Annotated in this window: 22 protein-coding genes; 9 read left to right on the forward strand and 13 right to left on the reverse strand. The window is 73.8% G+C overall.

The window, feature by feature from the left end; translation table 11 throughout:
* The first annotated feature begins 141 nt into the window (after positions 1-141).
* A complete protein-coding gene (locus ACZ5Y0_RS19340) occupies positions 142-2,262 on the forward strand; it encodes a SpoIIE family protein phosphatase (RefSeq protein WP_469129881.1) in 2,121 nt (706 codons plus the stop codon).
* Positions 2,263-2,289: 27 nt separating this feature from the next.
* Here the strand turns inward: ACZ5Y0_RS19340 and ACZ5Y0_RS19345 are convergent, their stop codons facing one another.
* Positions 2,290-2,514 carry a hypothetical protein gene (locus tag ACZ5Y0_RS19345; protein ID WP_469129882.1) on the reverse strand — a complete coding sequence of 75 codons (225 nt, stop codon included), beginning with the start codon at positions 2,512-2,514 and terminating at the stop codon, positions 2,290-2,292.
* Positions 2,515-2,635: 121 nt separating this feature from the next.
* Between ACZ5Y0_RS19345 and ACZ5Y0_RS19350 the strand changes: the two genes are divergently transcribed.
* Positions 2,636-3,565 carry a hypothetical protein gene (locus ACZ5Y0_RS19350; RefSeq protein WP_469129883.1) on the forward strand — a complete coding sequence of 310 codons (930 nt, stop codon included), beginning with the start codon at positions 2,636-2,638 and terminating at the stop codon, positions 3,563-3,565.
* Between the two features lie 45 nt (positions 3,566-3,610).
* Here the strand turns inward: ACZ5Y0_RS19350 and ACZ5Y0_RS19355 are convergent, their stop codons facing one another.
* Entirely contained in the window at positions 3,611-4,468 is an 858-nt protein-coding gene (locus tag ACZ5Y0_RS19355) for a DMT family transporter (protein ID WP_469129884.1), read from the reverse strand.
* Positions 4,469-4,586: 118 nt separating this feature from the next.
* Between ACZ5Y0_RS19355 and ACZ5Y0_RS19360 the strand changes: the two genes are divergently transcribed.
* Together ACZ5Y0_RS19360 and ACZ5Y0_RS19365 are read left to right on the forward strand one after the other, a co-directional pair.
* Complete coding sequence (locus ACZ5Y0_RS19360; protein WP_469129885.1) at positions 4,587-5,723, forward strand: PP2C family protein-serine/threonine phosphatase; 1,137 nt, start codon at positions 4,587-4,589, stop codon at positions 5,721-5,723.
* Between the two features lie 142 nt (positions 5,724-5,865).
* Positions 5,866-7,035 carry a spore photoproduct lyase family protein gene (locus tag ACZ5Y0_RS19365; RefSeq protein WP_469129886.1) on the forward strand — a complete coding sequence of 390 codons (1,170 nt, stop codon included), beginning with the start codon at positions 5,866-5,868 and terminating at the stop codon, positions 7,033-7,035.
* A gap of 46 nt (positions 7,036-7,081) precedes the next feature.
* Here ACZ5Y0_RS19365 and ACZ5Y0_RS19370 read toward each other — a convergent pair whose 3' ends face one another.
* From ACZ5Y0_RS19370 to ACZ5Y0_RS19390, 5 genes are all read right to left on the reverse strand, one after another.
* On the reverse strand, positions 7,082-7,960 hold the full coding sequence (locus ACZ5Y0_RS19370) for an SDR family oxidoreductase (RefSeq protein WP_469129887.1): 879 nt from the start codon (positions 7,958-7,960) through the stop codon (positions 7,082-7,084).
* Between the two features lie 33 nt (positions 7,961-7,993).
* Positions 7,994-9,628, reverse strand: coding sequence for a phytoene desaturase family protein (locus ACZ5Y0_RS19375; protein ID WP_469129888.1), 1,635 nt, complete (start codon positions 9,626-9,628; stop codon positions 7,994-7,996).
* Positions 9,621-10,109 carry an SRPBCC family protein gene (locus tag ACZ5Y0_RS19380; RefSeq protein WP_469129889.1) on the reverse strand — a complete coding sequence of 163 codons (489 nt, stop codon included), beginning with the start codon at positions 10,107-10,109 and terminating at the stop codon, positions 9,621-9,623. Before ACZ5Y0_RS19380 ends, ACZ5Y0_RS19375 begins: the two co-directional genes overlap by 8 nt.
* 110 nt (positions 10,110-10,219) lie before the next feature.
* Positions 10,220-11,047, reverse strand: coding sequence for a restriction endonuclease (locus tag ACZ5Y0_RS19385; protein ID WP_469129890.1), 828 nt, complete (start codon positions 11,045-11,047; stop codon positions 10,220-10,222).
* Positions 11,048-11,227: 180 nt separating this feature from the next.
* Positions 11,228-11,722 (reverse strand): hypothetical protein, encoded by a 495-nt coding sequence (locus ACZ5Y0_RS19390; protein WP_469129891.1) that lies wholly within the window; start codon positions 11,720-11,722, stop codon positions 11,228-11,230.
* A 112-nt stretch (positions 11,723-11,834) separates the two neighbouring features.
* Here ACZ5Y0_RS19390 and ACZ5Y0_RS19395 point away from each other — a divergent pair, with 112 nt between their 5' ends.
* Both ACZ5Y0_RS19395 and ACZ5Y0_RS19400 read left to right on the forward strand, forming a co-directional pair.
* The gene (locus ACZ5Y0_RS19395; protein WP_469129892.1) at positions 11,835-12,482 is read left to right on the forward strand and encodes an HAD family hydrolase; all 648 of its coding nucleotides are present in this window, start codon (positions 11,835-11,837) and stop codon (positions 12,480-12,482) included.
* Positions 12,483-12,628: 146 nt separating this feature from the next.
* Positions 12,629-13,930, forward strand: a complete 1,302-nt coding sequence (locus ACZ5Y0_RS19400) for a phytase (protein WP_469129893.1) — start codon at positions 12,629-12,631, stop codon at positions 13,928-13,930.
* Positions 13,931-14,288: 358 nt separating this feature from the next.
* Here ACZ5Y0_RS19400 and ACZ5Y0_RS19405 read toward each other — a convergent pair whose 3' ends face one another.
* Positions 14,289-15,845, reverse strand: coding sequence for an MFS transporter (locus tag ACZ5Y0_RS19405; RefSeq protein WP_469129894.1), 1,557 nt, complete (start codon positions 15,843-15,845; stop codon positions 14,289-14,291).
* Between the two features lie 270 nt (positions 15,846-16,115).
* Entirely contained in the window at positions 16,116-17,168 is a 1,053-nt protein-coding gene (locus ACZ5Y0_RS19410; protein ID WP_469129895.1) for a helix-turn-helix domain-containing protein, read from the reverse strand.
* 301 nt (positions 17,169-17,469) lie between these two features.
* On the opposite strand from ACZ5Y0_RS19410, the gene ACZ5Y0_RS19415 reads away from it, so the two are divergent.
* Positions 17,470-18,795, forward strand: a complete 1,326-nt coding sequence (locus tag ACZ5Y0_RS19415; RefSeq protein WP_469129896.1) for a lipase family protein — start codon at positions 17,470-17,472, stop codon at positions 18,793-18,795.
* Between the two features lie 60 nt (positions 18,796-18,855).
* Positions 18,856-19,389 (forward strand): molybdenum cofactor biosysynthesis protein, encoded by a 534-nt coding sequence (locus ACZ5Y0_RS19420; RefSeq protein ID WP_469129897.1) that lies wholly within the window; start codon positions 18,856-18,858, stop codon positions 19,387-19,389.
* 7 nt (positions 19,390-19,396) lie between these two features.
* Here ACZ5Y0_RS19420 and ACZ5Y0_RS19425 read toward each other — a convergent pair whose 3' ends face one another.
* The 3 genes from ACZ5Y0_RS19425 to ACZ5Y0_RS19435 form a co-directional block, all read right to left on the reverse strand.
* Entirely contained in the window at positions 19,397-19,846 is a 450-nt protein-coding gene (locus ACZ5Y0_RS19425; protein ID WP_469129898.1) for an ATP-binding protein, read from the reverse strand.
* A 470-nt stretch (positions 19,847-20,316) separates the two neighbouring features.
* Positions 20,317-21,087 (reverse strand): chitosanase, encoded by a 771-nt coding sequence (locus ACZ5Y0_RS19430; RefSeq protein ID WP_469129938.1) that lies wholly within the window; start codon positions 21,085-21,087, stop codon positions 20,317-20,319.
* A gap of 237 nt (positions 21,088-21,324) precedes the next feature.
* Complete coding sequence (locus ACZ5Y0_RS19435) at positions 21,325-21,597, reverse strand: hypothetical protein (protein ID WP_469129899.1); 273 nt, start codon at positions 21,595-21,597, stop codon at positions 21,325-21,327.
* A 236-nt stretch (positions 21,598-21,833) separates the two neighbouring features.
* Here ACZ5Y0_RS19435 and ACZ5Y0_RS19440 point away from each other — a divergent pair, with 236 nt between their 5' ends.
* Positions 21,834-22,469, forward strand: coding sequence for a hypothetical protein (locus ACZ5Y0_RS19440; protein ID WP_469129900.1), 636 nt, complete (start codon positions 21,834-21,836; stop codon positions 22,467-22,469).
* A 1-nt stretch (position 22,470) separates the two neighbouring features.
* On the opposite strand, the gene ACZ5Y0_RS19445 is transcribed toward ACZ5Y0_RS19440, so the two are convergent.
* Entirely contained in the window at positions 22,471-23,457 is a 987-nt protein-coding gene (locus ACZ5Y0_RS19445; RefSeq protein WP_469129939.1) for an ABC transporter substrate-binding protein, read from the reverse strand.
* Positions 23,458-23,468: the final 11 nt, after the last annotated feature.

Raw genomic sequence — 23,468 nt, forward strand, 5'->3', positions numbered from 1 at the left:
CGTGCCGAGCGTCCCGGATCGGCGTAGCGTCCTTTGATGAAAGAGCGCGGCATGACCTGCGGGGGCGTGCCGCGCCGCGCGAGGAGCCGACAGCCGCCCGCGGCCGTCCGGAAGACTCCCCTGCGATGCTGGAGGTGCCTCGTGACCGACACCGGTGATCCGGCCGTCGACGGCGACGGCGTGGACGCCGCGTTCGCCGAGACCGTGCGTCGCACCGGCGCGTCCGTCGGCGCTCTCTACCTGCTCTCCCCCGACGAGCAGGTGCTCTGCCTGGACGTGCTGTGCGGGGCGCCCGCGGGACTCGCCGAACCGTGGGCGCGGGTGCCCGTGGCGGCTCCGGCGCCGGTGGCCGACGCGGTCCGCGAGGAGCGCATGGTGTGGGTGGGCAGCCAGAGCGAGATGGCCCGCTCCTATCCGCGCACCGCGATGGCGCTCCCCTATCCGCTGGCGCTGGCCGCCGCACCGGTCACCGGCGTGCGCCGTTGGGGCGTCCTGCTGCTGATGTGGCCGGCCACCCGTCCGCCGTACATGACCGGGCGCGAGCAGGGCCACATCGTGTCGAGCTGCCGAAGGCTGGCGCGGCTGCTGGAGGAGGCCGTCGAGCGCGGCAGGCCACCGGCCGGTGCAGGCCGGCCGCGGGTCCTGCCCACCGGGACGGGACGCCGGGAGCCCGGACCGGCGATGGCGGCGGCCGACTTCGCCGAACGCCTGCCCGGCGGCAGCTGTGCGCTGGACCTGGAGGGGCGCTTCACCTACCTCAGCTCGGGAGCCTGCGCCCTGCTCGGCCGCGATGCCGACCAGCTGCTGGGCACGCTGCCGTGGCAGTCGCTGCGCTGGCTCGACGACCCCACCTACGAGGACCGCTACCGCGCCACCGTGCTCAGCCGCGAGCCCGTCTCCTTCACCGCCTGCCGTCCGCCCGGCCAGTGGCTGGAATTCCACCTGTACCCGGACGCCAGCGGCATCAGCGTCCGGATCGTCCCCAGCGGTGCCCAGGCCCTGCCCGTGGCGGCCCCCCGCCAGATCGTGAGCGCGGCCGCGCCGACGCGGGTGGGGCAGCTGTACCAGCTCACGCACCTGGCCGCCGCGCTCACCGAGGTCGTCGGCGTCCAGGACGTCATCGATCTGGTCGCCGACCAGATCATGCCCGCCTTCGGCGCCCAGGGACTGGTGCTGTCCACCGCGGACGCCGGGCGACTGCGGATCACCGGGTTCCGCGGCTACGCGCCCCGGACCATCGAACGCCTCGACGGACTTCCGCTGGACACCCGACTCACCCCGGCGGGGCGCGCCCTGAGCAGCGGCATCCCGGCCTTCTTCTCCAACCCGGAGGAGATGCTGCGCATCTACCCCGAGGCCCCGCACATCAGCGGCAAGCAGGCCTGGGCCTTCCTCCCCCTGATCATCTCGGGCCGCCCGGTCGGCATCTGCGTCCTGTCCTACGAGCACCCGCACGACTTCCCGGCCACGGAACGCGCCGTCCTGACCTCGCTCGCCGGACTCATCGCGCAGGCACTGGACCGCGCCCGGCTGTACGACACGAAGCACGACCTCGCGCACGCTCTCCAGCAGGCGCTGCTGCCGCGCACACTGCCCACGATCGACGGGCTGCGGGTCGCCGCCCGCTATCTGCCCGCCACCAGGGGCATGGACATCGGCGGCGACTTCTACGACCTGATCCGCCTCGACGACACCGCCGCGGCGGCCGTCATCGGCGACGTCCAGGGGCACAACGTGGCCGCCGCCGCGCTGATGGGACAGGTCCGCATCGGGGTGCGCGCCCACGTGGCCCTCGGCACGCCCCCGGACCAGGTCCTCGCCGGAACCAACCGGCTCCTCACCGACCTCGGCCCGGACCTGTTCACCAGCTGCCTCTACGCCTGTGTCGACTTCGCCGGCCGACGGATCACGCTGGCCAGCGCCGGCCATCCGCCGCCGCTGCTGCGGCTGCCGGGCCACGCCGCCCGCCCCCTCCAGGTACCGCCCGGACCGCCCCTGGGGATCGATCCCGACGCCGGCTTCCCCGTCACGGAGATCCCGCTCGTGCCGGGGCTGATCCTCGCCTTCTACACGGACGGGCTCATCGAGACACCGGGCGTCGATCTGGAGGAGTCCATGGACCAGCTCGCCGAGCAGCTGGACCGCGCCGACGACCGGGACCTGGACGCGCTCGTCGCCACCCTGCTGCACACGTCCGGGACGGCCGGGAACCGCACCGACGACGTCGCCCTTCTGGTCCTTCAGTACACAGGGGGCCGCTGAGCCGCACCGCGCCGGGCCTGAAGCCGGTCAGAACAGGCGCTCCTGCTCGTGCGACGGGACATCGCGTCGGCGGGGCCGGGCCGGGGGACGCCGGGCCGGCGTCTCGTCGCCGAAGAGGGGCACCGTGCCACACTCGTCCGGCTCGGCGGGAACGGCGGCGCCGCCGGTGCGGACGTTCAGCCGCAGCGGTGCCTCCCGGTCGAAGTCTCCCGGTGTCATGGCCGTCCACGCGCAACCCGGCTCCTCACTCACGCACCGCTCCCCTCCCCGGCTCCGCCGACCGGATGCCCGCAGTACACACGCGGTACACATCCTGCCCGACCGGTCCGGTGCCGAGGTGCGCGCGGGCCGGGCCCGGTGGAATCTGAGAAGCGTGCCGCGCAAGGACGTACGGGGGAAGCAGGGGGCCGGGGACGCCGTGGCGGCTGCGCTCGACGAGCTGTACACCACTCCGCCCGCCGGTTTCGTCTCCCGGCGCGAGGAGCTGGCACTGCGCGCCCGCACGGACGGACGCGCCGAGGACGCCCGCCGTGTCCACGCCGCCCGCCGCCCGTCGCTGGCGGCCTGGGCGGCGAACCTGCTGCGTCGGTCCCGGCCGGAGGAGAGCCTGCGGTTCCTGGAACTGGGCGAGGCCCTGCGCGAGGCGTACGGCACCCTGGACCGCGCCGGAATCAGGGAGCTGTCCGTGCAGCGCCGCAGTGTCGTCGCGGCGCTGTCCGCGCAGGCCGCGCAGCTCGCCGCGGAGGCGGGACACCGGCTGTCGGCACCGGTGCGGCAGGAGGTCGAGGCGACGCTCCAGGCGGTGCTGGCCGACCCGGCCGCCGCCGAGCAGTGGGCCGCGGGCCGGCTGGAGAGCGCCCTCACCCCGCCGTCGGACCTGCTGCTCCCCGGCGGCGCCCCGCCGGCCGGAGCCGCCCGTACGGCACCCGCGCGGCCCGCGGTACGCACCCCGGCGAAGGACGAGTCGGCCGAGCGGCGCCGCGAACGCGAGCGGCAGCTCGCCCGGGCGAGGGAGGCGGCGGAAGCGGCCGAGGAGCGGCTGCGCGAGCGCCGAACCGAGATGGCGGAAGCCGACACCGCGCTGCGGCGGGCGGGTGAGCGTCACGAGCGGGCGGACCAGGACGTGGCCGCCGCCGAGCGGCACCTGCGCGCCGTGCAGGAGGAGCTTCAGCTCTCGCGGCGGGAGCGGCGGGGGGCCGAGGAGCGGCAGCGGACGGCCGCCGACGCGCTCGTGCGTGCGGAGCGGGAGGCGCGCGAGGCCGCCAGGGAGGCCGGGCGGGCCGAGCGGCGCACCGGCCGCTGAGCGGGGGCTGCGCGTCGTCGCCTCGGGGAGCCGCCCGGAGGGGGTCTAACGGACGATGTCGGCGAGGTGCGGCACCACGCGAGTGAGGCGGAGCACGCCCCACAGGATCAGCAGAGCCCCCGCGGCCTCGGGAACGAGCCACCATCCGGTGCGGATGTGCTCGTCGAACAGGGTGACGCCGAGCAGCAGGCTCACGGTGGCGTCGCCGATGGTCAGCGCGGGCTGAGAGGCGACGAGCGGACCGGCCTGGAGCGCGTTCTCCAGCAGCAGGAGCGCGCAGACGCCGACGAGGGCGAAGCCGTACGTCTGCCAGGTGCTCAGGAAGGCGGGGAGGCCGGCGTCGGTGAGGCGGCCGGTGGCGGACTTCATCAACGCGGCGGTCAGGGCGTTGCCGATCGCGGCGGCGCTCGCCAGTGCCGCCGCCCGGAAGAGGGGTGAGCGGGTGGGGCGGGCGAGGGCGACGGCGGTGGCCATCGCGCCCAGGCAGAGCGTCAACACCGGGATCCAGTGCGCCATGGACGCCTGGTCGCGGGCGCCTGCCGGGGCCGCCGCCAGCAGGATGAGGGCCAGACCCGCCACCAGGGCGGCGACCGCCCGCCAGCCGTCGGCGGACAGGCGTCGGTGCAGCAGCGGAACCGCCAGCAGCAGGGCGAAGGGCAGTTCCAGGATGAAGAGGGGCTGGACGAGGGCCAGGGGTCCGTTGACCAGGGCGAGGGCCTGGAAGAGCGCGGCGCCCATGACCCCGGCGACGCCGACGACCCACGCGGGCCGCCGGACGAGGGCGCGCAGCAGCCGGAGGCCGCCGCCGCGCGGCACGGTGGCGGCGGCCTTGCGCTGGAACGCCGTTCCCACGGCGTTGCTGGCGGCGCCGAGCACGGCGAACAGGACGGCGAGCACGGTCATGTGATCACCATGCCGCGATCGGCGGGCTCGGCGCGGGAGGCGGATATTGAAAGGGAAGGGTGTTCCCGTCCCGTTTCCGGGCGGGACGCCGCGGGCCGTGCACGGAGCGGGAGAGACGGTGGGCACGTCGAGGGAGCCGAGCGGGTCGTCCGCGGCGGGCGGGGAGGGTCGTACGGCGCCTCCGCTGCGGTGGGCGGTCGTGCTGTCCTGGCTCGTCGCGGTCACGGTGGTGCTCGCGGTCATCGGGGTCTTCCTGGGCCGCGAGACCAGGCTCGCGCCCTTTCTCGTCGTGCTGCCCGCGCTGATCGCCGGACGCGGCAGCGTGCGCCAGACCGCCGTCGCCTCCTCCTGGGTGACGGTGATGATCGCCGGGGCCCTGTTCGACACGGCGGAGGACACGATCGGCGCCGCGACGGCCACCGTCGTCTTCGCCCTCGTCTTCAACGGGCTGAGCGTCGCGCGGGCGGCCCAGCGGGTCCGCAGCGAGCGGGAGATCGCCCGGCTGCGGTCCGCGGCGGCCGCGCTCCAGCGGCAGTTGCTGCGACCGTTCCCGCTGATGACGGACCAGCTCATCGTGCACGGCCTCTACCAGCCGGTGGAGGAGGACAGCCGGGTCGGCGGCGACGTGTACGAGGTCGTGGCCTCGCCGTACGGCAGCCGGGTGTTCATCGCCGACGTCCAGGGCAAGGGGCTGCCTGCCATCAGCGCGGCCTTCTCGGTGCTCAGCGCCTTCCGTGAGGCGGCCGTCTCCGAGCCCACGCTGACCGCCGTCGTCGACGCCCTGGAGGACGCGGTGCTGCGCCACAACGCCTTCGCGGCACAGGCCGGCGAGAGCGAGCGGTTCGTGACGGCGCTGGTCCTCGGTGTCGGCCCGGACTCGGAGGTCCAGGTGATCAATTGCGGTCATGTCGCGCCGCTCATGCTGCACGGCGACCGGGACGGTCCGGTGCTGAAGGGCGAGCCGTGCGTTCCGCTGGGTCTCGACGCCCTGTCCCCGGAGCCCCGTACGGTCGAGTGGTTCGCCTTCCCGCCGGGCAGCACCCTGCTGTTGTGCACCGACGGGGTCACCGAGGCGCGCGATCCGTCGGGGAGGTTCTATCCGCTGGAGGAGCGGGTCGCGGCGTGGGACGACGTCCGCGCGGGCGACCTGCCGGCGGCCGTCTACCGCGACCTGCGCCGCCACGCCGCGGGAGTGCCGGGCGACGACACGGCCCTGATGGTGCTGCGCCGGCGGTCCGGGGCGGAGGCCGACTGACGCCTTCCGGCCGCGCCCGCCGACGAGCCGGGAACGCCGTCGCCGCCCGGCCGCGGGCTCCTCACACCGGCGGACAGCCGCGCGCCCGGTACGCGTAGAATGGTATGGACCGTGCCTTCACGTCACCTTTTCCGGAGCTTCCATGCCCGCCCCGTCGGTCGGCCCGGACGACGGCCCGGACGCACTGTTCGGACTCGACGCCCTCGACCCGGCTCCATCCGCGGCCCCTCCCTCGTTCCGCGACTCCGACACGGCCCGCCGTCTGCTGCCCGTGCGGGAGATCCACGCCGAACCGGCGGCGTCGGCCTCCGCACGGGGCCGCCAGATCATCGCCCGCTTCCCCGACGCCCGTCTGATCGAGATCGACTCCCATTGGCGCATCCCCGGACTCCACGGCAACGAGGGGAACGTCGAACGGTGGGTGCGCGTCAAGGGCGAGACGCTCGTGCTGGGCGAGAGGAAGACGCTCAGCACACGCCCCAACGGGCGCTCGGCGGACTGGATCGCCCCCGGCCCCTCCAACGGCTGCGCCCTGGCGTGCGCCTACTGCTACGTACCGCGCCGCAAGGGCTACGCCAACCCCATCACCGTGTTCACCAACATCGAACGGATCATCGCCCACCTCGGCCGGCACATCGCGCGGCAGGGTCCCAAGCAGGAGCCCAACCAGTGCGATCCCACGGCGTGGGTGTACGACATCGGGGAGAACGGCGACTGCTCGGTGGACGCCCTCGTGTGCGACAACACCGCCGACCTGATCCACGCTTTCCGTCACTGGCCGACGGCCAAGGCGTCCTTCGCGACGAAGTTCGTCAATCCCGACCTGCTCACGCTGGATCCGCGGGGCCGGACCCGGATCCGCTTCTCGCTGATGCCCGAGGCCGACGCGCGTCTCCTGGACGTGCGCACCTCCCCGGTCGCCGCCCGTGTCGCCGCCGCGGCCGACTTCCTGGACGCCGGTTACGAGGTGCATTTCAACCTCTCCCCCGTCGTCCTGCGGCCGGGCTGGCGCGAGGCCTGGGGCGACCTGCTGCGACAGCTGGACGATGTGCTGCCCGAGCGGGTCAAGCGGCAGGCGGCCGCCGAGGTGATCATGCTCACCCACAACCGGGAACTGCACGAGGTGAACCTGGGCTGGCATCCCCGTGCCGAGCAGGTGCTGTGGCAGCCGGACCTTCAGCAGGCCAAACGCTCCGAGAACGGCGCCCTGAACGTCCGGTACCGCAACGCGATCAAGTCCGAGGCGCTGAACGCCCTGCGCGACCTGGTCGACGCCCACGCTCCGTGGCTGCGCGTCCGCTACGCCTTCTGAGCCGTGGCCGGCCCGGCGGGTCCGCGGCCGAAGCCGCGGCGCGAGGTCAGCCTTCGGTCGAGGCATCCAGGTCGGCCCGCCCACCGGCCCCCAGCGGTCCCGTGGGGCGGAAGGGCTCCCCGGCCTCGAGGCGGGACAGTTCGCGACGGGACACACGCAGCACCAGCGGTGGCACCCCGACCCGAGCGATCTGCGCGAGGCGCAGCCAGGCGGGCACGTAGACAGCGGTGCTGCGACGTTCGACGGCACGTGCGAGGACCTCCGCGACGGGCTCGACGGGATGGACCCGCCCGGCGGGCGCCGGCATGTGCGCACGCAGTTCCCGCAGCACGGCGTGCCGGTCGCCGTCCCGGATCATGTCCGTGTCGGTCCAGTTCAGGTAGGCGATGCCGACCGCCACGCCGTGGTGCGCCTCCTCGGCCCGCAGTGCGTGGGCGAACGCTTCCACGCCGGCTTTGGAGGCGCAGTAGGCGCTCATGAGCGGGACGGCACCGAGGGAGGCGAGGGAGGCCATCTGGAGGTAGTAGCCCGCCGTCTCCCACAGGTCCGGCAGGAACGTGTGGGCCGTGAGGGCGCTGCCGGTGAGGTTCACGTCGACGACGCGGCGCCAGGAGGCCATGTCCTCCCGTGCGAAGGGGCCGCCCTCGGCGATGCCCGCGTTGGCGACGACGGCCGACGGCGGGCCCAGCCGGCTGCGGATGGTCGCGGCGGCGTCCAGCAGGGCCTCTTCGTCGGTGACGTCCGTCTCGACGGCGAGGGCGGGACCGGGCAGCGCGGCCGCGACCGCCTCCAGGGCCGACCGCTCGTGACCGAGGAGGGCCAGGCGGGCGCCACGCCGGGCGAGGGCGTGCGCCTGGGCGGCGCCCAGTCCCCGTGCGGCGCCGGTGACGACGACGGTGCGGTTCTCCAGGGGACTGTGCTCCATGGCTCGGCTCCGATCGGCGGCTGCCTGTCGCCCTCACCCACCGGGGCCGGGGGGCGCGTGTCCCGTCCGGTCCCGGTGGGTGAGGGCACGCTGGAGACCGGCCAGTCCCGGTGCCCGGTGCCGCCGCAGCGCCGCGCGGGCCGCGTTGGCTCCCGGCGCGCCGTGCACGCCGCCGCCCGGGTGGGCGCCCGCGGAGGCGAGGAACAGGCCGCGCACCGGTGTCTCGGGCCGTCCGGTGCCGGGCAGGGGGCGGAAGACGAGCTGCTGGTGGATTCCGGCGGTGCCGCCGTTGACGGCGCCGGCGCGGAGGTTGCCGTCAAGGGCCTGGAGGGTGGGAGGTGCGAGGACGCGGCGGGCCCGGATCCGCGTGCGGAAACCGGGCGCGAACCGTTCGACCTGGCGTTCCACCCGGTCGGCCATCACCTCCTGCTCCTTGGGGTCCCAGACACCGGTGAGGCCCTCGTCCCCCGCGTCGGAGGCCACGTCGTGCGGCACGTGGGTGTAGGCCCAGGCGGACTCGGTGCCGTGCGGCGAGCGGGACGGGTCGGCCGTCGTCATCTGGCCGAACAGGCAGAACGGGCGGTCCGGGATCTGCCGCATGGCGATCTGGGCGGCGAAGCGGGTGAGTTCGTCGAGGCTGTCGGCCAGATGGACGGTGCCGGCCCGCGCGGCCTGCTCCGCCCGCCAGGGCACGGGGCCGTCGAGGGCCCAGTCGAGCTTGAAGGTGGCGGAGTCCCACTCGAACCCCTTCAGGTCGGCGAGCAGCTGGGCCGGAAGGTGTTCGGGCTCGACCAGCTCGCCGTAGAGGGCGGGGACGGACACGTCGGCGAGGACGGCACGGCGGGCACTGAGCGTCCCGCCGTCGGCGGTGCGTACGCCCACGGCGCGTCCGTCGCGGACGACGATCCGGTCCACCCGCAGCCCGCAGCGCAGGGTGCCGCCGCGTGAGCGCAGTCGGCGGACCAGTGCCTCGGTGAGGGCGCCGGCCCCACCGGCCGGCACGGGGAAGCCGTACGTCTGGCCGAGCATGGACATCAGCCAGCCGTAGCCGCCGCTGCCGGCGGTCTCCGGGGCGAGGTCGGCGTGCAGGGCGTTGCCGGCCAGGAGAAGGCGGCCGCCCTCGCCGCCGAACTCCTCGGCGCCCATGCGCCGCACCGGCAGCAGGAGGGTGCGGGCCAGCCGCAGACCGCCCGCCGCGTGCAGCCGGACGGCGAGCCGTCCGGTGGCCTTCAGCGGGGGGAACGGGGTGAAGAGGGCGTCGACGATGTCGGGGCGCAGCCGTTCCCAGATCTCGTGCAGTCGACGCCAGGCGGCGCCGTCGCCGTCGTGGAAGGCGTCGAGGGAGGTGGCGGTGGCGTCGACCCGCCGGTCCAGGACCGCGCACCTGCCGTCGCTCAGCGGATGCGCCAGGACGTGGGGCGCGTGCCTCCATCGCAGGCCGTGATCCTCCAGGCGCAGCGCCGACACCACCGGGGAGGCGGCGGCCAGCGGATAGAAGGAGCTGAAGAGGTCGTTGACGAAGTCCGGATCGACGCCCCTGTCGTGACGCACCGCTCCGCCGGGTTCGGGCTGCTCCTCCAGGACTTCCACGCTCCAGCCGGCGTCGGCCAGCAGATTGGCGGCGACCAGGCCGTTCGGGCCGGCCCCGATCACCACCGCGTCAGGCATCGCCGCCGCCGCGCGCCGGCACCGCCACGGGGCCCGGCCCGGCGTCCGCGGTCCCGTTCTCGCACACCGCGGCCAGCCGGGCGAGCATCGCGCGGTGGCGAAGCTGGATCAGCGCCTCCACCCCCGCGTTGTGCAGGATCCCGCCCGCCCCTTGCAGGGGGTGCTCGTCCACGATCACGAGGCAGTGCTCGCCCCAGGAGCGCAGCTCGAAGGCGATCCTCGCGGTGCCGAGCGCGCCCGCCCGGGCCTCCAGTTCCAGGGCGACGCCCTCCTCGCAGCGCCGGACGACGGTCTGGTTGGTGAGCCGGACGGGCCCGAACCGGACCTCGTATCCGATCTCGGCGCCGACCTGAGGCCACTGGCCCCGCACCGGGCGGGTCTCCGCCGTGCCCACCACCCATTCCGCGTACCGGTCACCGTCCGCGAGGACGGCCCACACCCGCCGCGGGGATGTCTTGACCAGCTGATGCCTGACCGCCACGACAACCTCCTGTGCTCGCCTCTTCGCTCACCGCCAAGTGCCCCTATCGCCGACGGCGAACCGGGATGACGGCGGTGAATCTGTCGATACGGGCCGTCCGGCGCCCGGTGTCAGCCCTCGCCGGGCGGCTCCCACGGTTCGGGCAGCTCCCACGGGCGGGGCCCCGCACCGGAGTGCCAAGCGCGCAGTTGTTCGGCGTCCACGCACACGATCCCGCACTGGCGCGCGTACTCGGTGGCGGGCGCCGTGAAGTCCTGGGTGGTGACGACGACGGCGATGTCGGCCTCGTGGACGGTGAAGCAGGTGCCGCCGAAGCGCTGTAGATCCTGGGAGCCGACCTTGTGACCGTCCCCATAGCGCTTGCACTGGACGACGAGCCGGCGTCCGTCCGGTGCCACCGCCATGACGTCGGCGCCCAAGTCGCCCGCACCGCCCACGACTTCGACGTCCGTGCAGCCGTCACGGGCGCACAGGCCGGCTATCGCCTGTTCGAACTCGTACGGGTCCAGGGCCTCGTAGTGGTCCAGGGCGTCCGTGGCGGGGGGCGTCACGATGACGAGTGCCCCTTCCAGGCCGCCGACGGCGGATGTCGGGACCGGGTCGGCCGACGTGGCGGGAACGGCTTCGACCGGCGACGTGCCGAGCACATCGGCGGCTGTCTCGGCCGCCTCCTCGAGGGTCTCGGTGGCGTGCCGTACGAGTCTGCGCGCCGACCAGCGGCGGCGGCCGCGATCGCAGACGACCACGGCGGCGGAGCCCAGGACGAGCAGGGTCACGGCCCACGCGGGTCGGCGTTCCGCCGCCGCGGCGGCGGTGCGGGCGATCATTCCCGCGAGAGTCAGCAGGAGCGCGAGAAGGATGAAGAACAGGGCCGTCGTGCGCAGGTCGAAGCGACGGCGGGGGCGCGCGGGGCGTATCGGTCGGGTGGGTACGGTCACGGTGGTGGTTCCTCCCAAGCGGCCTTCGTCGAAGATCACTTGGGGCGTCTGCCCCGGCTGGGGCCGTTCATCGTGACCGACTGCCCCGCATTTCCCGGGGGTTGACCGAAAGCAGCCCTCCCCCACTCCGCGCGGTGGGCCCGGTCGTGCCGGGGTGTGTCCCACCGCGCGTGCGGGGCGTCAGATGCGGCCGCCGGTGAGCCGGGTGATCGGGCCGTGGGTCTGGCGGCCGGAGCGGCGGCCCGCCACGTACGACACGGCCGTCAGCGCGGTCACGCCGGCGCCCACACCGGCGGCGATCAGCTTGCGGTGGGCGATCACCGTCCAGGCGGTCCTGGCCGTCGCCGCGACCTGGCCGGTGGCCGTCTTCGCGGTGGCCGCGACCTGCGAGGTGGCGGACTTGGCCGTGGCCGCGACCTGCCCGGTCCTCGCGGCGAGGACCTGGCGGCCCGCCTCGACACCGCGAGCCGCTCCCTGCGCCGCGCCGCCGATCCTCTCGGCTGAACGCTCGGCCTTGGAGCCGGCGGCCGACGCCGCGTCATCCGCCTTGTCGGCGGCGCCCTTTGCGGCCCGTGCGGCGGGGGCGGTCGCCTTGTCCGCCGTGTCCCGGGCCTTGGATGCGGTCGCGCGCTTGGCGGCGCGCTCTTCGTTCGTCTCCGTCTTCGGTTCAGTCATGGAGTTCGCGTTGCCGCTCCCTCGGGCCGCAAACCCGCCACGGCGTGCGCGTGCCCCCTGCCGTGACGCGGGGTGACGTTGGGCGGATCGGCATCTGGGTAGGGTCCGGCTCATGCGCCTCGCCCTCTTCGACCTGGACGGCACGCTGGTGGACCGTACGTCCGCCGTCGCCGACGCCATAGCCGACCTCTGCCACGACCACGCCTACGGACCCGAGGTCGAGCGCTGGCTGCTGACCGAACTCGCCGACCACGCCGACCGGTCGGACTTCGCGCGGCTGCGCGCCGCGTTCGGGCTGAGCGAGTCGGCCGATCACCTGTGGAGGGTGTACGTCGACCGGATGGCCGCCGCCGTCACCTGCCGTCCCGCGGTGCTGGACAGCCTGGCCCGGCTGAGGGAGTGCGGCTGGAGCATCGGCGTCGCCACCAACGGGTCCTCGGACATCCAGCGTGCCAAGGTCCGGGCCACGGGGCTCGCCGATCTCGTCGACGGGATCGCCGCCTCCGGCGACATCGCCGTCCGCAAGCCCGACCCGCGCCTCTTCGAACTGGCGGCGGCGCGCTGCGGCACCCAGATCGCTTCGGGCGACTGGATGACCGGCGACGACCCGGAGAACGACATCCAGGGCGGCCACCGGGCGGGCCTGAGGACGATCTGGGTCACGGGGCGGCCCTGGCCGCACGGCCTCGACGTCCCCCACCACTCGGCCCCCGACGTCACCCTGGCCGTCGACCACCTGCTCGCGCACTCCTCGGCGTAGACGCCCGGCGGTGGCTCCGGTCCCCCGCGCGCGGCCGTTGTTCCTTTCGTGGGCGCCCGTTCTTCACCCGGACGCCGCCCCGCCGTCCGCCCCCACCACCAAGATCACCATGGTTTCGCCCTGTCCCCCATCGAAGGAAGGTCGACGTGGCCAGAACGCTTCCGAGGACTTTCGCCGTGTGCGTCCTCACGGCATCGCTCGCACTGACTGCCGCACTTCCCGCCTCCGCCGACGAGGACGACGTCCTGCCGGCCGTCCTCCCCCGGGCCGAGACGCCGGCCCTCTACGACGACGAGGCGGGCGGCAACTCCGACGCGGACGACCCCGCGATCTGGCGCAATGCCGCCGACCCGGACGCCAGCCTGGTCGTCGCCACCGCGAAGGAGGGTGGCCTCAGGGTGTACGACCTCGGCGCCCGGCTCGTGCAGTCGGTCGCCGCGCCCGCCGGAGCGGGCCCCGAGGACGCGCCCGGCCGCTACAACAACGTGGACGTGGTGCAGGGCCTGAAGCTGTCCACCGGGCGCGCCGACCTCGCGGTCACCACCGACCGCGGCAACGACCGGCTGCGGTTCTACCGCATCGACCCCGCGTCGCCCGGCCGTCCCCTCTCGGACGTCACGGACCCGGCGGCCGCGCCGGTCTTCTCCGCCGACCAGGCGGAGATCAACGAGCAGCGCACCGCGTACGGTCTCGCCACCTGGACCGACAAGGCCAGCGGCCGCACCTACGCGCTGGTCAGCCGGCGCGAGCGCACCACCGTCGCCCTGCTCGAACTGACTCCGACGGCCGGCGGCAGGGTCGGCTACCGCAAGGTCCGCACCCTGACCCTGCCGTCCGCCTTCCGCCTTCCGGACGGCACGTCCTGGTCGCCGTGCGCCGAGCCCGGTGAACTGCCCCAGGTCGAGGGCATGGTCGTCGACCCCGCGAACGGCACCCTGTACGCCGGCCAGGAGGACGTCGGCATCTGGCGGATGCCCGCCACCCTCCAGGGGACGCCCCGACTCGTCGACACCGTCCGCGAGTACGGGGTCCCCGGCACCTACGACGAGGCCACCGAGGAGTGCGTGAGCGGCACCGACCCCGGTTACGGCGGCTCCCGGATCGCCGCGGACGTCGAGGGCCTGACCCTGGTCACCGAGGCGGACGGCGACGGCTACCTGCTGGCCTCCAGCCAGGGCGACAACACGTTCGCCGCCTACGACCGCGAGCAGAGCGACGACAACGAGTACGAGGGCGGCTTCCGGGTCGCCGCCACCGCGACGGGCCCGGACGGGTCGGAGGAGTGCGACGGCGCCGCGGCGCTCCACGCGCCTCTGGGCCGCAGGTTCCCCGGTGGTCTGCTCGTCGTGCAGGACGGGCACGACGACGCCGGTGAGGCCGAGGACCGTACGGCGACGAACTTCAAGTTCGTCGACCTGCGCGAGGTCCTGACGGCGCTCGACGACTGAGGTGACGCGCGGGTGCGGCGCGGTGGTGCTCCCTTCCCGCCGCACCCGGGCCTCTCGGCCGCCTCGAGACAGCCACGGCACCTCGGTCTTCCCCCGCCATGGGCCGCACGCGCTCCTCGCCCGCGTCCTGCGCGACACGGCGCGCGGTACCGTCGGCGGACACGGTGGCCGGTAAGGGGGTGGTCGCCGACCAGCCGGGTGCGCCACGCGTACGCCCCGTCGGCCACCCCCGGGGAAGGACCGTCGGCACCACGACGGGGCACGGGGAGCGATCCCGCCGCCGTCGGTCGGCCGACCGATGTCGCTGGCACCCTCACACCTCGGCCACTCCGGCCACCACGGCGTCGGCAGGGCGGTCTCACACGCCCGGTGGCCCCGCTCCGCCGCCCTTGAGGCGTTCGAGATCGGAGGGGCGGACCTGGATCACCACGAGGGCGATCAGTGCGGCGATCAGCGTGAAGACCGCCGCCGTCACGAAGGCCGCGGACACGCCCGCCGTGAGGACCTCGTCGCCCCAGGGCGACGGGAGTTCGCCGGTGCGCTGGAAGCGCAGGCGTTCCGGCGGGGTCGCCTGGGACAGGAACGCCGGGACCTGTTTGTCCGCCTCGTTCCTGCTGGCCGTGCCGAACATCGTGACCAGGATGGACAGGCCGAGCGAACCGCCCACCTGTTGCGTGGCGTTGAGCAGCCCGGAGGCCGCGCCGGTCTCCCGGGTGGACACGTTGGACAGTGCCATCAGGGTCAGGGAGACGAACTCCATGCCCATGCCCAGGCTGAAGACGAGCATCGGGCCGAGCACGCTGCCCGCGTAGGTGGAATGGACGTCCGTCAGGGTCAGCCAGCCCAGTCCCGCGGCGGCCAGGATCGCGCCCACCACCAAGAAGGGTTTCGGGCCGTACGTCGGCAGGAACCGGGAGGCCAGGCCCGCACCGAGGGCGATGACCGCGCTCACCGGGAGGAAGGCCAGTCCGGCCTGGAGGGGGCTGAAGTCCAGCACGTTCTGCACGAACAGGGTGAGGAAGAAGAACATGCCGAACATGCCGGCGGCGAGGCACAGCATGATGCCGTAGGAGCCGGCGCGGTTGCGGTCGGCGAACATGTGCAGCGGTGTGATCGGTTGCCGGGAGCGCCGCTCCACCAGGATGAACACCACGAGGAGAACGACGGCTCCGGCGAAGGAGGCCAGGGTGAGCGCGTCGCGCCACCCGTCCTGGGCGGCCCGGATGAAGCCGTACACGAGCAGGACCATGCCCGCGGTGGAGGTCGCCGCGCCGGCGATGTCGAAGCGGCCGGGGTGCCGTTCGGACTCCTTGATCCAGCGGGGCGCCGCGAAGGCGATCAGCAGGCCGATGGGGACGTTCACGAAGAGGACCCAGCGCCAGTTCAGCCACTCGACGAGGATGCCGCCGGCGAGGAGTCCGATCGCGCCGCCACCCGCCGAGACCGCCGCGAACACGCCGAACGCGCGGTTGCGCTCGGGTCCTTCACGGAAGGTGGTGCTGATCAGGGCGAGGGAGGTCGGGGAGGCGATGGCCCCGCCGACGCCCTGGAGGGCGCGTGCGGCCAGGAGTTGGCCGGGTCCCTGGGCGAGGCCGCCGAGGAGCGAGGCGAGGACGAACAGCAGCACGCCGAAGACGAAGACACGTCGCCGCCCGAGGATGTCCCCGGCCCGGCCGCCGAGCAGCAGCAGACCGCCGAAGGTGAGCGTGTAGGCGTTGACCACCCAGGACAGGTTGGCGGTGGAGAAGTCCAGAGAGCGCTGGATCTCGGGAAGCGCGATGTTCACGATGGTGATGTCGAGGACCACCATCAGCTGACATGAGGCGATGACGAACAGGGCCATCGTGTTTCCGCCGCCGCCCGGTCGCTCGGCGGCGGTCTGGGACGCGGAAGTGGGCTGCGGAGAAGTGCTCATGGCATGTCGCCCGCACGAGGGGCGGGCCCCTGGGGTTCAGTGGACGATGGCGTCCACTGTCGTGTTCACCGTTCGACCGTACGCCGCCGTCCGGACCGTCACCACTCGATCATCGGGGCCCCGTCGGCGCCCCCGTGGCGACTCGCCGATCGCGGACGCCTCGGCCGGGTCACCCGCTGGACCGTCGCGGGGGCCGGGCATCGGCGTACCAGGACTCCCCCGTGGTCCTGGCACGCCGCCCGGGTTCCGGCGGCGATCCGCCGCCGTAGGTCACCAGGATGCGCCAGAGCCGGGGGCCGTGTCGTTGGCGAGGCGTCCACGGTCGGTTGGCGCAGCGTCTCCGGGCGCGCCGGGCTGCGGGTGTTCGCGGGCGCGCAGTTCGCTGGGCGGGAGGCCGTAGGCGGTGCGGAAGGCGCGGGTGAACTCGGCGGCCCGTGGAAAGCCCCAGCGCGCGGCGACGGCGTGGATCGGGGTCGTGCTGCGGGCCGGGTCGAGGAGGTCGCGGCGGGCGTGTTCCAGCCGCTGGTCGCGGACGTACGAGGCCACGGTGAGGCCTTCGGCCTGGAAGAGGCGGTACAGGTGGCTGCGGGAGATGTGGTGGGCGGCGGCGATGGCCGCGGGGGTCAGCTCGGGGTCGGCGAGGTGGCGGCGGACGAACGCCTTGACGCGCAGGGTCAGGGTCCGGTTGTGGCTTTCCGGCGGCAGATCCAGGTCGGCGTCGAGGGCGTGCGCGAAGGCCGCCGAGACCAGGTCGGCGACGACGGTGGCGAGGCGGGGACCGTCGGCCGGCCGGTAGGCGGAGGTGCCGGCGGCGAGCTGGAGGAGGAACTGCGCCAGCAGGGCGCCGATGCCCTCCGTGGCCGAGATACGGCGTCCTATCACCTGGTCGGCGTGCCGACCCGGCAGCGGCACCTGGGCGCGGGGTATCTCCACCCCGACGATGGTCACCGGGTCGGCTCCGGTGTGGATCTCGAAGGGGCGCGAGGAGCTGCTGATGTGGAAGTCGTTCATCGTGTAGACCGCCTGCCGGCTGCTGCCCCAACTGGCCGCGCCCGCTCCCTTGAGGAGCAGGGAGAGGTGGTGGACCTCGGGGTCGGAGGCGCGGATCAGCTTGGGGGTCCGGTGGAAGACCAGCGGGTCGAAGGTCGCGGGCCACACGGTCACGTCGCCGAGGAGGATCGCCCGCTGGCAGCCGTCGTAGTCCGCCGCGCGGTCGCTGCTGAGCCGCATCGGCGCGTGGGTACGGCCCATGCGCTGGACCCAGGCCTCGAACCGGTCGGCCGCCGGGAGATCCTGGGTCCGGAAGACCGACTCGTGCACCACACAGGCAGTCAATCACACCGGCGAACGCGGTTCGTTGGGCCGGGCACCGGGCCGTGGCCGGCACCGTGGGGCGGTCCGGCCCACCGGACGTCATATTACTGAACCGTAACCTGATGACCGCTACCGCGGGTAACCCCGTCGCCGTTACCGTCCTGACAGCTCGTCCAAGAGCGCTTCCGTACGGCATGCGGCGCGGTGGGACGACCGACGCCGCGTGCCAGGTGGTCCGTCCGCAGCGGACCGCCCGTCGTCCGAGCCGCAGAGGAAGGCTCGGCCTCCCTTCTCCCCTCGGAGGTCTGCCATGCCCGCCCCCACCCGCCTGCTCGCCGCGGCCGTCACCGCCGCCGCCTGCCTCGGCACGACGGCCGTTCCGGCCACCGCCGCGACACCGACGGAATCCGTGGTCTCCCGCGGGGTCACCATTCCCGCCTTCTACAACCCGCCCGCCTCGCTGCCGGCCACCGACGGCGCGCTGATCCGCACCGAGCGGCTCCCCCTCGCCCTGAGCCTGCCCGGCATCGACGGTCCGCTGCCCGGCCGGGCCACCCGCCTGATGTACAAGTCCACGGACTCGGCGAGGCGGCCGATGGCCGTCACCGGCGCCTACATCGAACCGACGGCCGCCTGGAAGGGCACCGGACCACGGCCGCTGGTCGTCGTGGCGCCCGGGACCATGGGTCAGGGCGACCAGTGCGCCGCCTCCCTCGGCCTGGAACGCCCGATCGTGCTCAACGGGCAGACGGTGTCGGTCGGTTACGAGGACGTGGCCATCTACCGCCTGCTCGCCCGCGGCGTCGCGGTCGTGGTCACCGACTACACCGGCCTGGGCACCACGGACCGACTGCACACCTACGTCAACCGGGTCGACGAGGCCCACGCGGTGCTGGACGCCGTCCGCGCCGCCCGCTCCCTCGGCGGGACGTCGCTCACGGACGGCTCGCGGGTGGCGCTGTTCGGCTACAGCCAGGGCGGCGGGGCCACCGCGGCCGCCGCCGAACTCCAGCCCACGTACGCCCCCGACGTGCCGCTCGCCGGCACCTACACCGGAGCGCCGCCCGCCGACCTGGTCGCCGTCACCGCGGCGATCGACGGCAGCGATCTCGCCGGGGCGCTCGGCTGGTCGGTCAACGGCTTCCTGGAGTCCGACCCGGAGCTGAAGCCGATCGCGGACGCGCACCTCAACGCGGTCGGCAAGGCGGCCCTGAAGGATCTGTCCACCATGTGCGTGGGGGACGCCCTCCTCGCCTACAACTCGGCGCGCAGCACCGCCTGGACCACCGACGGGCGCCCCCTCGGCGCCATCATCGAGGGCGAGCCCGCACTCAAGGCGTTCCTGGCCGATCAGCGCATCGGCGGGATCAGGCCCGCGTCCCCGGTACGGGTGGCGACCGGCACCGCCGACAACCTCGTACCGCACGGGCAGGCACGCGACCTCGCCGTCGCCTGGTGCGCGAAAGGAGCGAACGTCACCTACAAGCCGGTCGTCCTGCTGCCGCTGGGCAACGCCCTGCTCAACCACTTCGCCCCGCTGCTCACCGACCAGGGCGAGGCCATCTCCTGGCTGACCGACCGTCTCGACGGCAGGCCCGCCCGCTCCGGCTGCGCCGCTCTGCCCTACCAGCCCTGACGACCGCGGTACGACGGCCGCCGTCCGTGCGCCGGCCCGGTACTGCCTAGGGTGGACGGCATGGTCGAGGTGGAGATCGTGCAGTTGCTGGTGTCGCCCGTGCACCGGTTCTCGGGGCGGCCCGCGGACGGGCCGTCGGAGGGCCTCGGTGACGAACTCGCACCCTCGGTGCGGGTGCGCGCCGGTCTCGGGCTGGTCGGTGACCGTTACTTCGCGCGGCCGGCGCACCAGGATGCCTCGGTGACGGTGATGGCGGCCGAGAGCCTTCCCCGGGACATCGCCCCCGCCGCCGATCTCCGGCACACCCGCCGCAACATCCTGCTGCGGGGCGTCGACATCGACGCCCTCGTCGGCTCGACGATCGTCCTGGACTCCGGGGGCGGTGCGGTGACCCTCGCCGTGAACCGCCCGGCACGGCCGTGCGCGTGGATGGACGTCACGGTCGGGCCGGGCGCGTGGCGCGCCCTGCGCGGCAGGGGCGGCGTGCGGTGCACCCCCCTGTCGGACGGGGTGCTGACGGTCGGCACGGCGACACTCCACGTCCTCGGCGTCCTCGGCGTCCTCGGCGACGAGAACGCCACGCCGTCCGCCTGACCGCCGCCTACAGGCCGTCGAGCAGCCCGAGCCGGGCGATGATCCGCTTGCCGACCGGCTCCCGTACGACGTCGACACCCTGAGCCACGGCCATCACTATCTCCAGGCCGTGCTGACCCACCCGCGTCGGATCCGGCGCACGCGGCACCGGGGGCGCCGGGTCGCTGTCCCAGACCGCGATCTCCACGGCGGCCCCCACGATGCGCAGGTGCAGCAGGACCGGACCCGGCGCGTGGCGCAGGGCGTTGGTGACGAGTTCGCTCACCACGAGCTGTGAGAGGTCCAGGGTGCGGGCCGACACCGGCACCCCGTGTTCCCGCTGCGCGCCCGCGAGGAAATCCCCCGTCAATTCCCGTGCCCCGGCGATGCAGCCGGTCTTTCCGTCCAGGGACACCGTCGTCTCGAGCCGGACCCGCTCGGGGCCCGGGAAACCCTCGTCGGGAGGGACAGGTTCCATGCGGACCGCCTTCATTACCCCGTTCATGACCGCGCGCCTACCCCCGAATCCGACTCCTACGCCTCAGCGGCACCACTACCGCGAGGCGCCGGGTCGGACACCCGCTCCCGGCACCCGGAGCCGTACCGCACTCCGGCCGTCGGCAAGGCGGTCGCCCGATGAGGCACGCCCCGGCCGTCGGCAGGACGGTCGCCCGGATGAACCCGGCCGCAGGGCTGTCCTGGGCAGTCCGGCGCGGCCGGGGAAGGTGCCGCCGGCGGCGAGTACGGGGAGCGACGGCGATCAGGGGGTCGAGGACCGCCGGCAAGCGGAGGGGGCTTGTGTACGGGGCGGCGCCTCGGAGCGGGTCCAGCACGGCGGGACGTCACCTTCCGTCGGCGCCGCCGGGCCGGCGGTGTGCGACCGCCGACCCTGGCCTTCAGCGGGCTCGCCGTGGCCGTGACGCGGGTCACGGCCACGCCACCGTGCCGTCAGCCGATGTGGTAGCTGTCGCCGTACACCTTCCAGTCCAGGGGCGGTTGCAGGTCGAGGTTGCCCTTGCGGAGGAAGACGCGCTGGGCGGTGTCGACGCGGCTGGTGTCGCTGTGCGCCTCCTCCTGCTTCATGGCCCACACGCGTGCGTCGAGGAAGGCGTTGAGGTACACCGTCTCGTCGCCGCCCTGGGCCGGGGACTTCGCCTTCGCCAGGGCGCGCCGGCGGATGCTGCCGAAGCTGGTGGCGTCGCCTCCGTCACCGTGCATGACGATGGCGTCGTAGTACGCGAACTGGCCCAGGACGCGCAGGCCGTCGGCCTTGCCCCGGCGGACGGCCGGGTCGAAGTAGACCCGGTCGCGTTCGTCGTTCTGCGCCTGTTGGAACACCGGGTCCTGAGCCGCCCTGCGCCAGTCCCGCGGGTAGTTCGGGTCGAGGCCGTCGTGGGAGTCGGTGCCGTCGACCGCGCGCAGGGCGGGAAGGTACCTGGCGAGGACGTTGCCCGGCGCGCGGTCGGCGTACAGCTCGACGAGGTCGAGCATGTCGCCGGTGCCGGAGCAGAATCCGATGATGCCGGCGGTGTAGCCGCGGCCGTCGCCGATGTCCTCGATGTACTTGTACTGGGCCTTCCAGTCGAGCGAGGAGTTCTCCGCGCTCGACACCAGCTTCATGGCTATCTCCTTCTTCGCCGGGTCGTCGAGTCCTGCCGCCACGCGAGGGCGAGGGGCCGCGGACGCCTGCGGACCGGTCAGAAGGGGGGCCGCCGTCATGGCGGCGAAGAGGGCGAGAACGGTGCGGCGGGACGCGGCGGTCCGGTCCTGCGCGCCGGGAGACTTGTGCACCACAGTGACTCCAGTCGGGAGTGGGGGGTGGAGGAGGTAGATCTGCGCTGCAACTGACAGGAAGGTTTCCTATCAAGTCTGGCCGCAAGAGGTAACCCTCGAGAACGCAGGTTCGTACGATCGAACAAGCCCCGGCGTCGACTCCCGTCCGTCCGCCGAGCGGCGTCAGGGGGCGCCGGGCGCGTCTCCCCGCCAGTCGAAGCGGCGGGCGTCTCCGGGGCGCTCCGTGTACAGGGCCCAGCCCCCGGGGCCGTAGCGGCCTATCTCGGTCGCCAGCGCCACCTCGCGCAGGTCGCCGCCGGGGCGCTCGGTGACGTCCAGCAGCAGCCCGTCCAGCGGGCCGCCCACCAGTTCCGCGTACTCGCGGTCCGGGCGGGGCGCCGCGTCATCGTGGTCGGCGCCGTAGACCCGGCCCCGCATGAAGTCAGCCTCGTCCATGACCAGCAGCTTCGCACCCGCCACTGACAACAGCCCGCCGGGCACCCTCGGACCGGGCCGCCCTTCGGCCAAGGCGCTGGCCGAAAATCGCCGAGCGCGGGCATGTCATCTCACCGCGGGTAGGTATCCGCTCCTGGCATGTCGCGGTTACGCGGTGGGGGGTGCCGACCCTGGGAGCACGTAGGGGGCAGCGAGGGTCGGCGGGTGAGTCCCGGCGTGCCCGGCGGCGCAGCACCGTGCGGGAGCTGCGCGCGTCGGGACGCTACGGGCCGCGGCTGCGTGAGGCACTCCCCGGCCTCGCCATGCTGGCCGCCGTCGTGTGCGGGGCGGCCGCGGGCCTGGCGCTGGCCGGCCGGACCGTCGGCCCGTGGGTCCCGGCCCTGGTCCTGGGGGCGCTCGGCGTGGTCGCCGCCGTCGTGCTGCGGCGGTCCCGGCGTCCGGCGCGGCGACGCCACGGTTACTACACCACGGAGGAGTTGGCGGATCTGGACCAGCCCGCGCTGGTGGTCGCGGTGGCGCGGATGCTACGGCGGGACGGGTGGCGGGTGCTGCCGCCGTCCGCGCACGACGTCCTCCACCTCGCCGCCCGCGACCGGCGGGGACGACTGCTGCTCGACATCGCGTTCCGACCGGTGGCCGAGCCGCTGCCGGACGAGGAGGGCGCCTGCTCGTGCCGGTCACGGTGGCGGTCCGGCCGCCGGGTCCGGCTCGTCGTGCACCGCGGCACGTTCTCGCACCGCGACGCGTTGTGGGCGGCGCGCGAGGGGCACACCCATCTCCTGGACGGTGCCCGCCTGTCGCTCTGGGCGGGCGGCACGTCGCTGACCGAGATCACGGGTCTCGGCTCCCCTGGGCCGCGCCGCCGTGCCTGAGTCAGCCGTCCGTCCGCAGATACGCGCCGAGCCGGGCGATCGCCGCCGGGTTGCGCGGGCTCTCCACGAGGTCGACGTAGTCGAGGACGACGATCCGACGGTGCTTGACCGCCGAAACGCCGCGCAGCGGTGCGTAGGACAGGAGGAAGTCCTTCTTCCGTTCGGCGCCGACGTCTCCGTAGTCGCAGATCACGATGACGTCCGGGTCGCGTGCGACGACACTCTCCCAGCCGACGGTGGTCCAGGAGTCGGCCACGTCGTGCATGAGGTTGACGCCGCCGGCCTCGCTGATGATCTGGTCGGGGGCGGCGTAGCGGCCGGAGGTGAAGGGCTGGTCCTGGCCGCTGTCGTAGAGGAAGACCGTGGGCCGGGCGGCGCCGGTGGGGGCTTCGGCGCGGACGGCGGCGATCTGCTTCCTGAAGCCCGCGATCAGGCCGGCCGCGCGCTTCTCCACGCCGAACAGTTTCCCCAGGTTGGTGAGGTCGGCGTAGAGCGCGTCCAGCGGCGGCATGATGCCGCGGGAGTTGTCCGTGCGGCCGTTGCGGCAGGACTCGGTGAGGACGTACGACGGGATGCCGAGTTTCCCCAGGGCGTCGGGGGTGAAGCCGGCGTCCTCGCGGAAGCCGTAGTTCCAGCCGGCGAAGACGAGGTCGGCGCGGGCGTCGAGGACGTCCTCCTTGGTGAGCTGGTTCTTGGACAGCCACTTCACCTTGTCGTAGCCGTCCTTCCAGGGGACGCCGGTCAGATCGCCCCTGTCGTCGGGCATGGCGAAGCCGGCCATGCGGTCCTCCAGGCCCAGGGCGAACATCAGCTCGGTGATGCCCACGTCGTTGGTGACGACGCGTTCGGGGACCTTGTCGTAGGTGACCTCACGGCCGCAGTTGGTGAGGGTGACGGCCTTGCCGTCACCGGTCGCCGCCGGTTCGACGGTGGCGCCGCAGCCGGTGGCGGTCAGGGCGAGGGCGGCGGCCAGGACGAGGGAGCGCAGGAGCGGCACGG

The organism is Streptomyces sp. NPDC033216, from assembly GCF_055577115.1.

Excerpts from the sequence above, each read along its gene's own strand:
- ACZ5Y0_RS19375 (WP_469129888.1), bottom strand. The coding sequence starts at position 9,628 with ATGCCTGACGCGGTGGTGATCGGGGCCGGCCCGAACGGCCTGGTCGCC.
- ACZ5Y0_RS19355 (WP_469129884.1), bottom strand. The coding sequence starts at position 4,468 with ATGACCGTGCTCGCCGTCCTGTTCGCCGTGCTCGGCGCCGCCAGCAAC.
- ACZ5Y0_RS19370 (WP_469129887.1), bottom strand. The coding sequence starts at position 7,960 with ATGGAGCACAGTCCCCTGGAGAACCGCACCGTCGTCGTCACCGGCGCC.
- ACZ5Y0_RS19420 (WP_469129897.1), top strand. The coding sequence starts at position 18,856 with ATGGTCGAGGTGGAGATCGTGCAGTTGCTGGTGTCGCCCGTGCACCGG.
- ACZ5Y0_RS19395 (WP_469129892.1), top strand. The coding sequence starts at position 11,835 with ATGCGCCTCGCCCTCTTCGACCTGGACGGCACGCTGGTGGACCGTACG.
- ACZ5Y0_RS19425 (WP_469129898.1), bottom strand. The coding sequence starts at position 19,846 with ATGGAACCTGTCCCTCCCGACGAGGGTTTCCCGGGCCCCGAGCGGGTC.
- ACZ5Y0_RS19430 (WP_469129938.1), bottom strand. The coding sequence starts at position 21,087 with ATGACGGCGGCCCCCCTTCTGACCGGTCCGCAGGCGTCCGCGGCCCCT.
- ACZ5Y0_RS19390 (WP_469129891.1), bottom strand. The coding sequence starts at position 11,722 with ATGACTGAACCGAAGACGGAGACGAACGAAGAGCGCGCCGCCAAGCGC.
- ACZ5Y0_RS19365 (WP_469129886.1), top strand. The coding sequence starts at position 5,866 with ATGCCCGCCCCGTCGGTCGGCCCGGACGACGGCCCGGACGCACTGTTC.
- ACZ5Y0_RS19415 (WP_469129896.1), top strand. The coding sequence starts at position 17,470 with ATGCCCGCCCCCACCCGCCTGCTCGCCGCGGCCGTCACCGCCGCCGCC.
- ACZ5Y0_RS19405 (WP_469129894.1), bottom strand. The coding sequence starts at position 15,845 with ATGAGCACTTCTCCGCAGCCCACTTCCGCGTCCCAGACCGCCGCCGAG.
- ACZ5Y0_RS19435 (WP_469129899.1), bottom strand. The coding sequence starts at position 21,597 with ATGGACGAGGCTGACTTCATGCGGGGCCGGGTCTACGGCGCCGACCAC.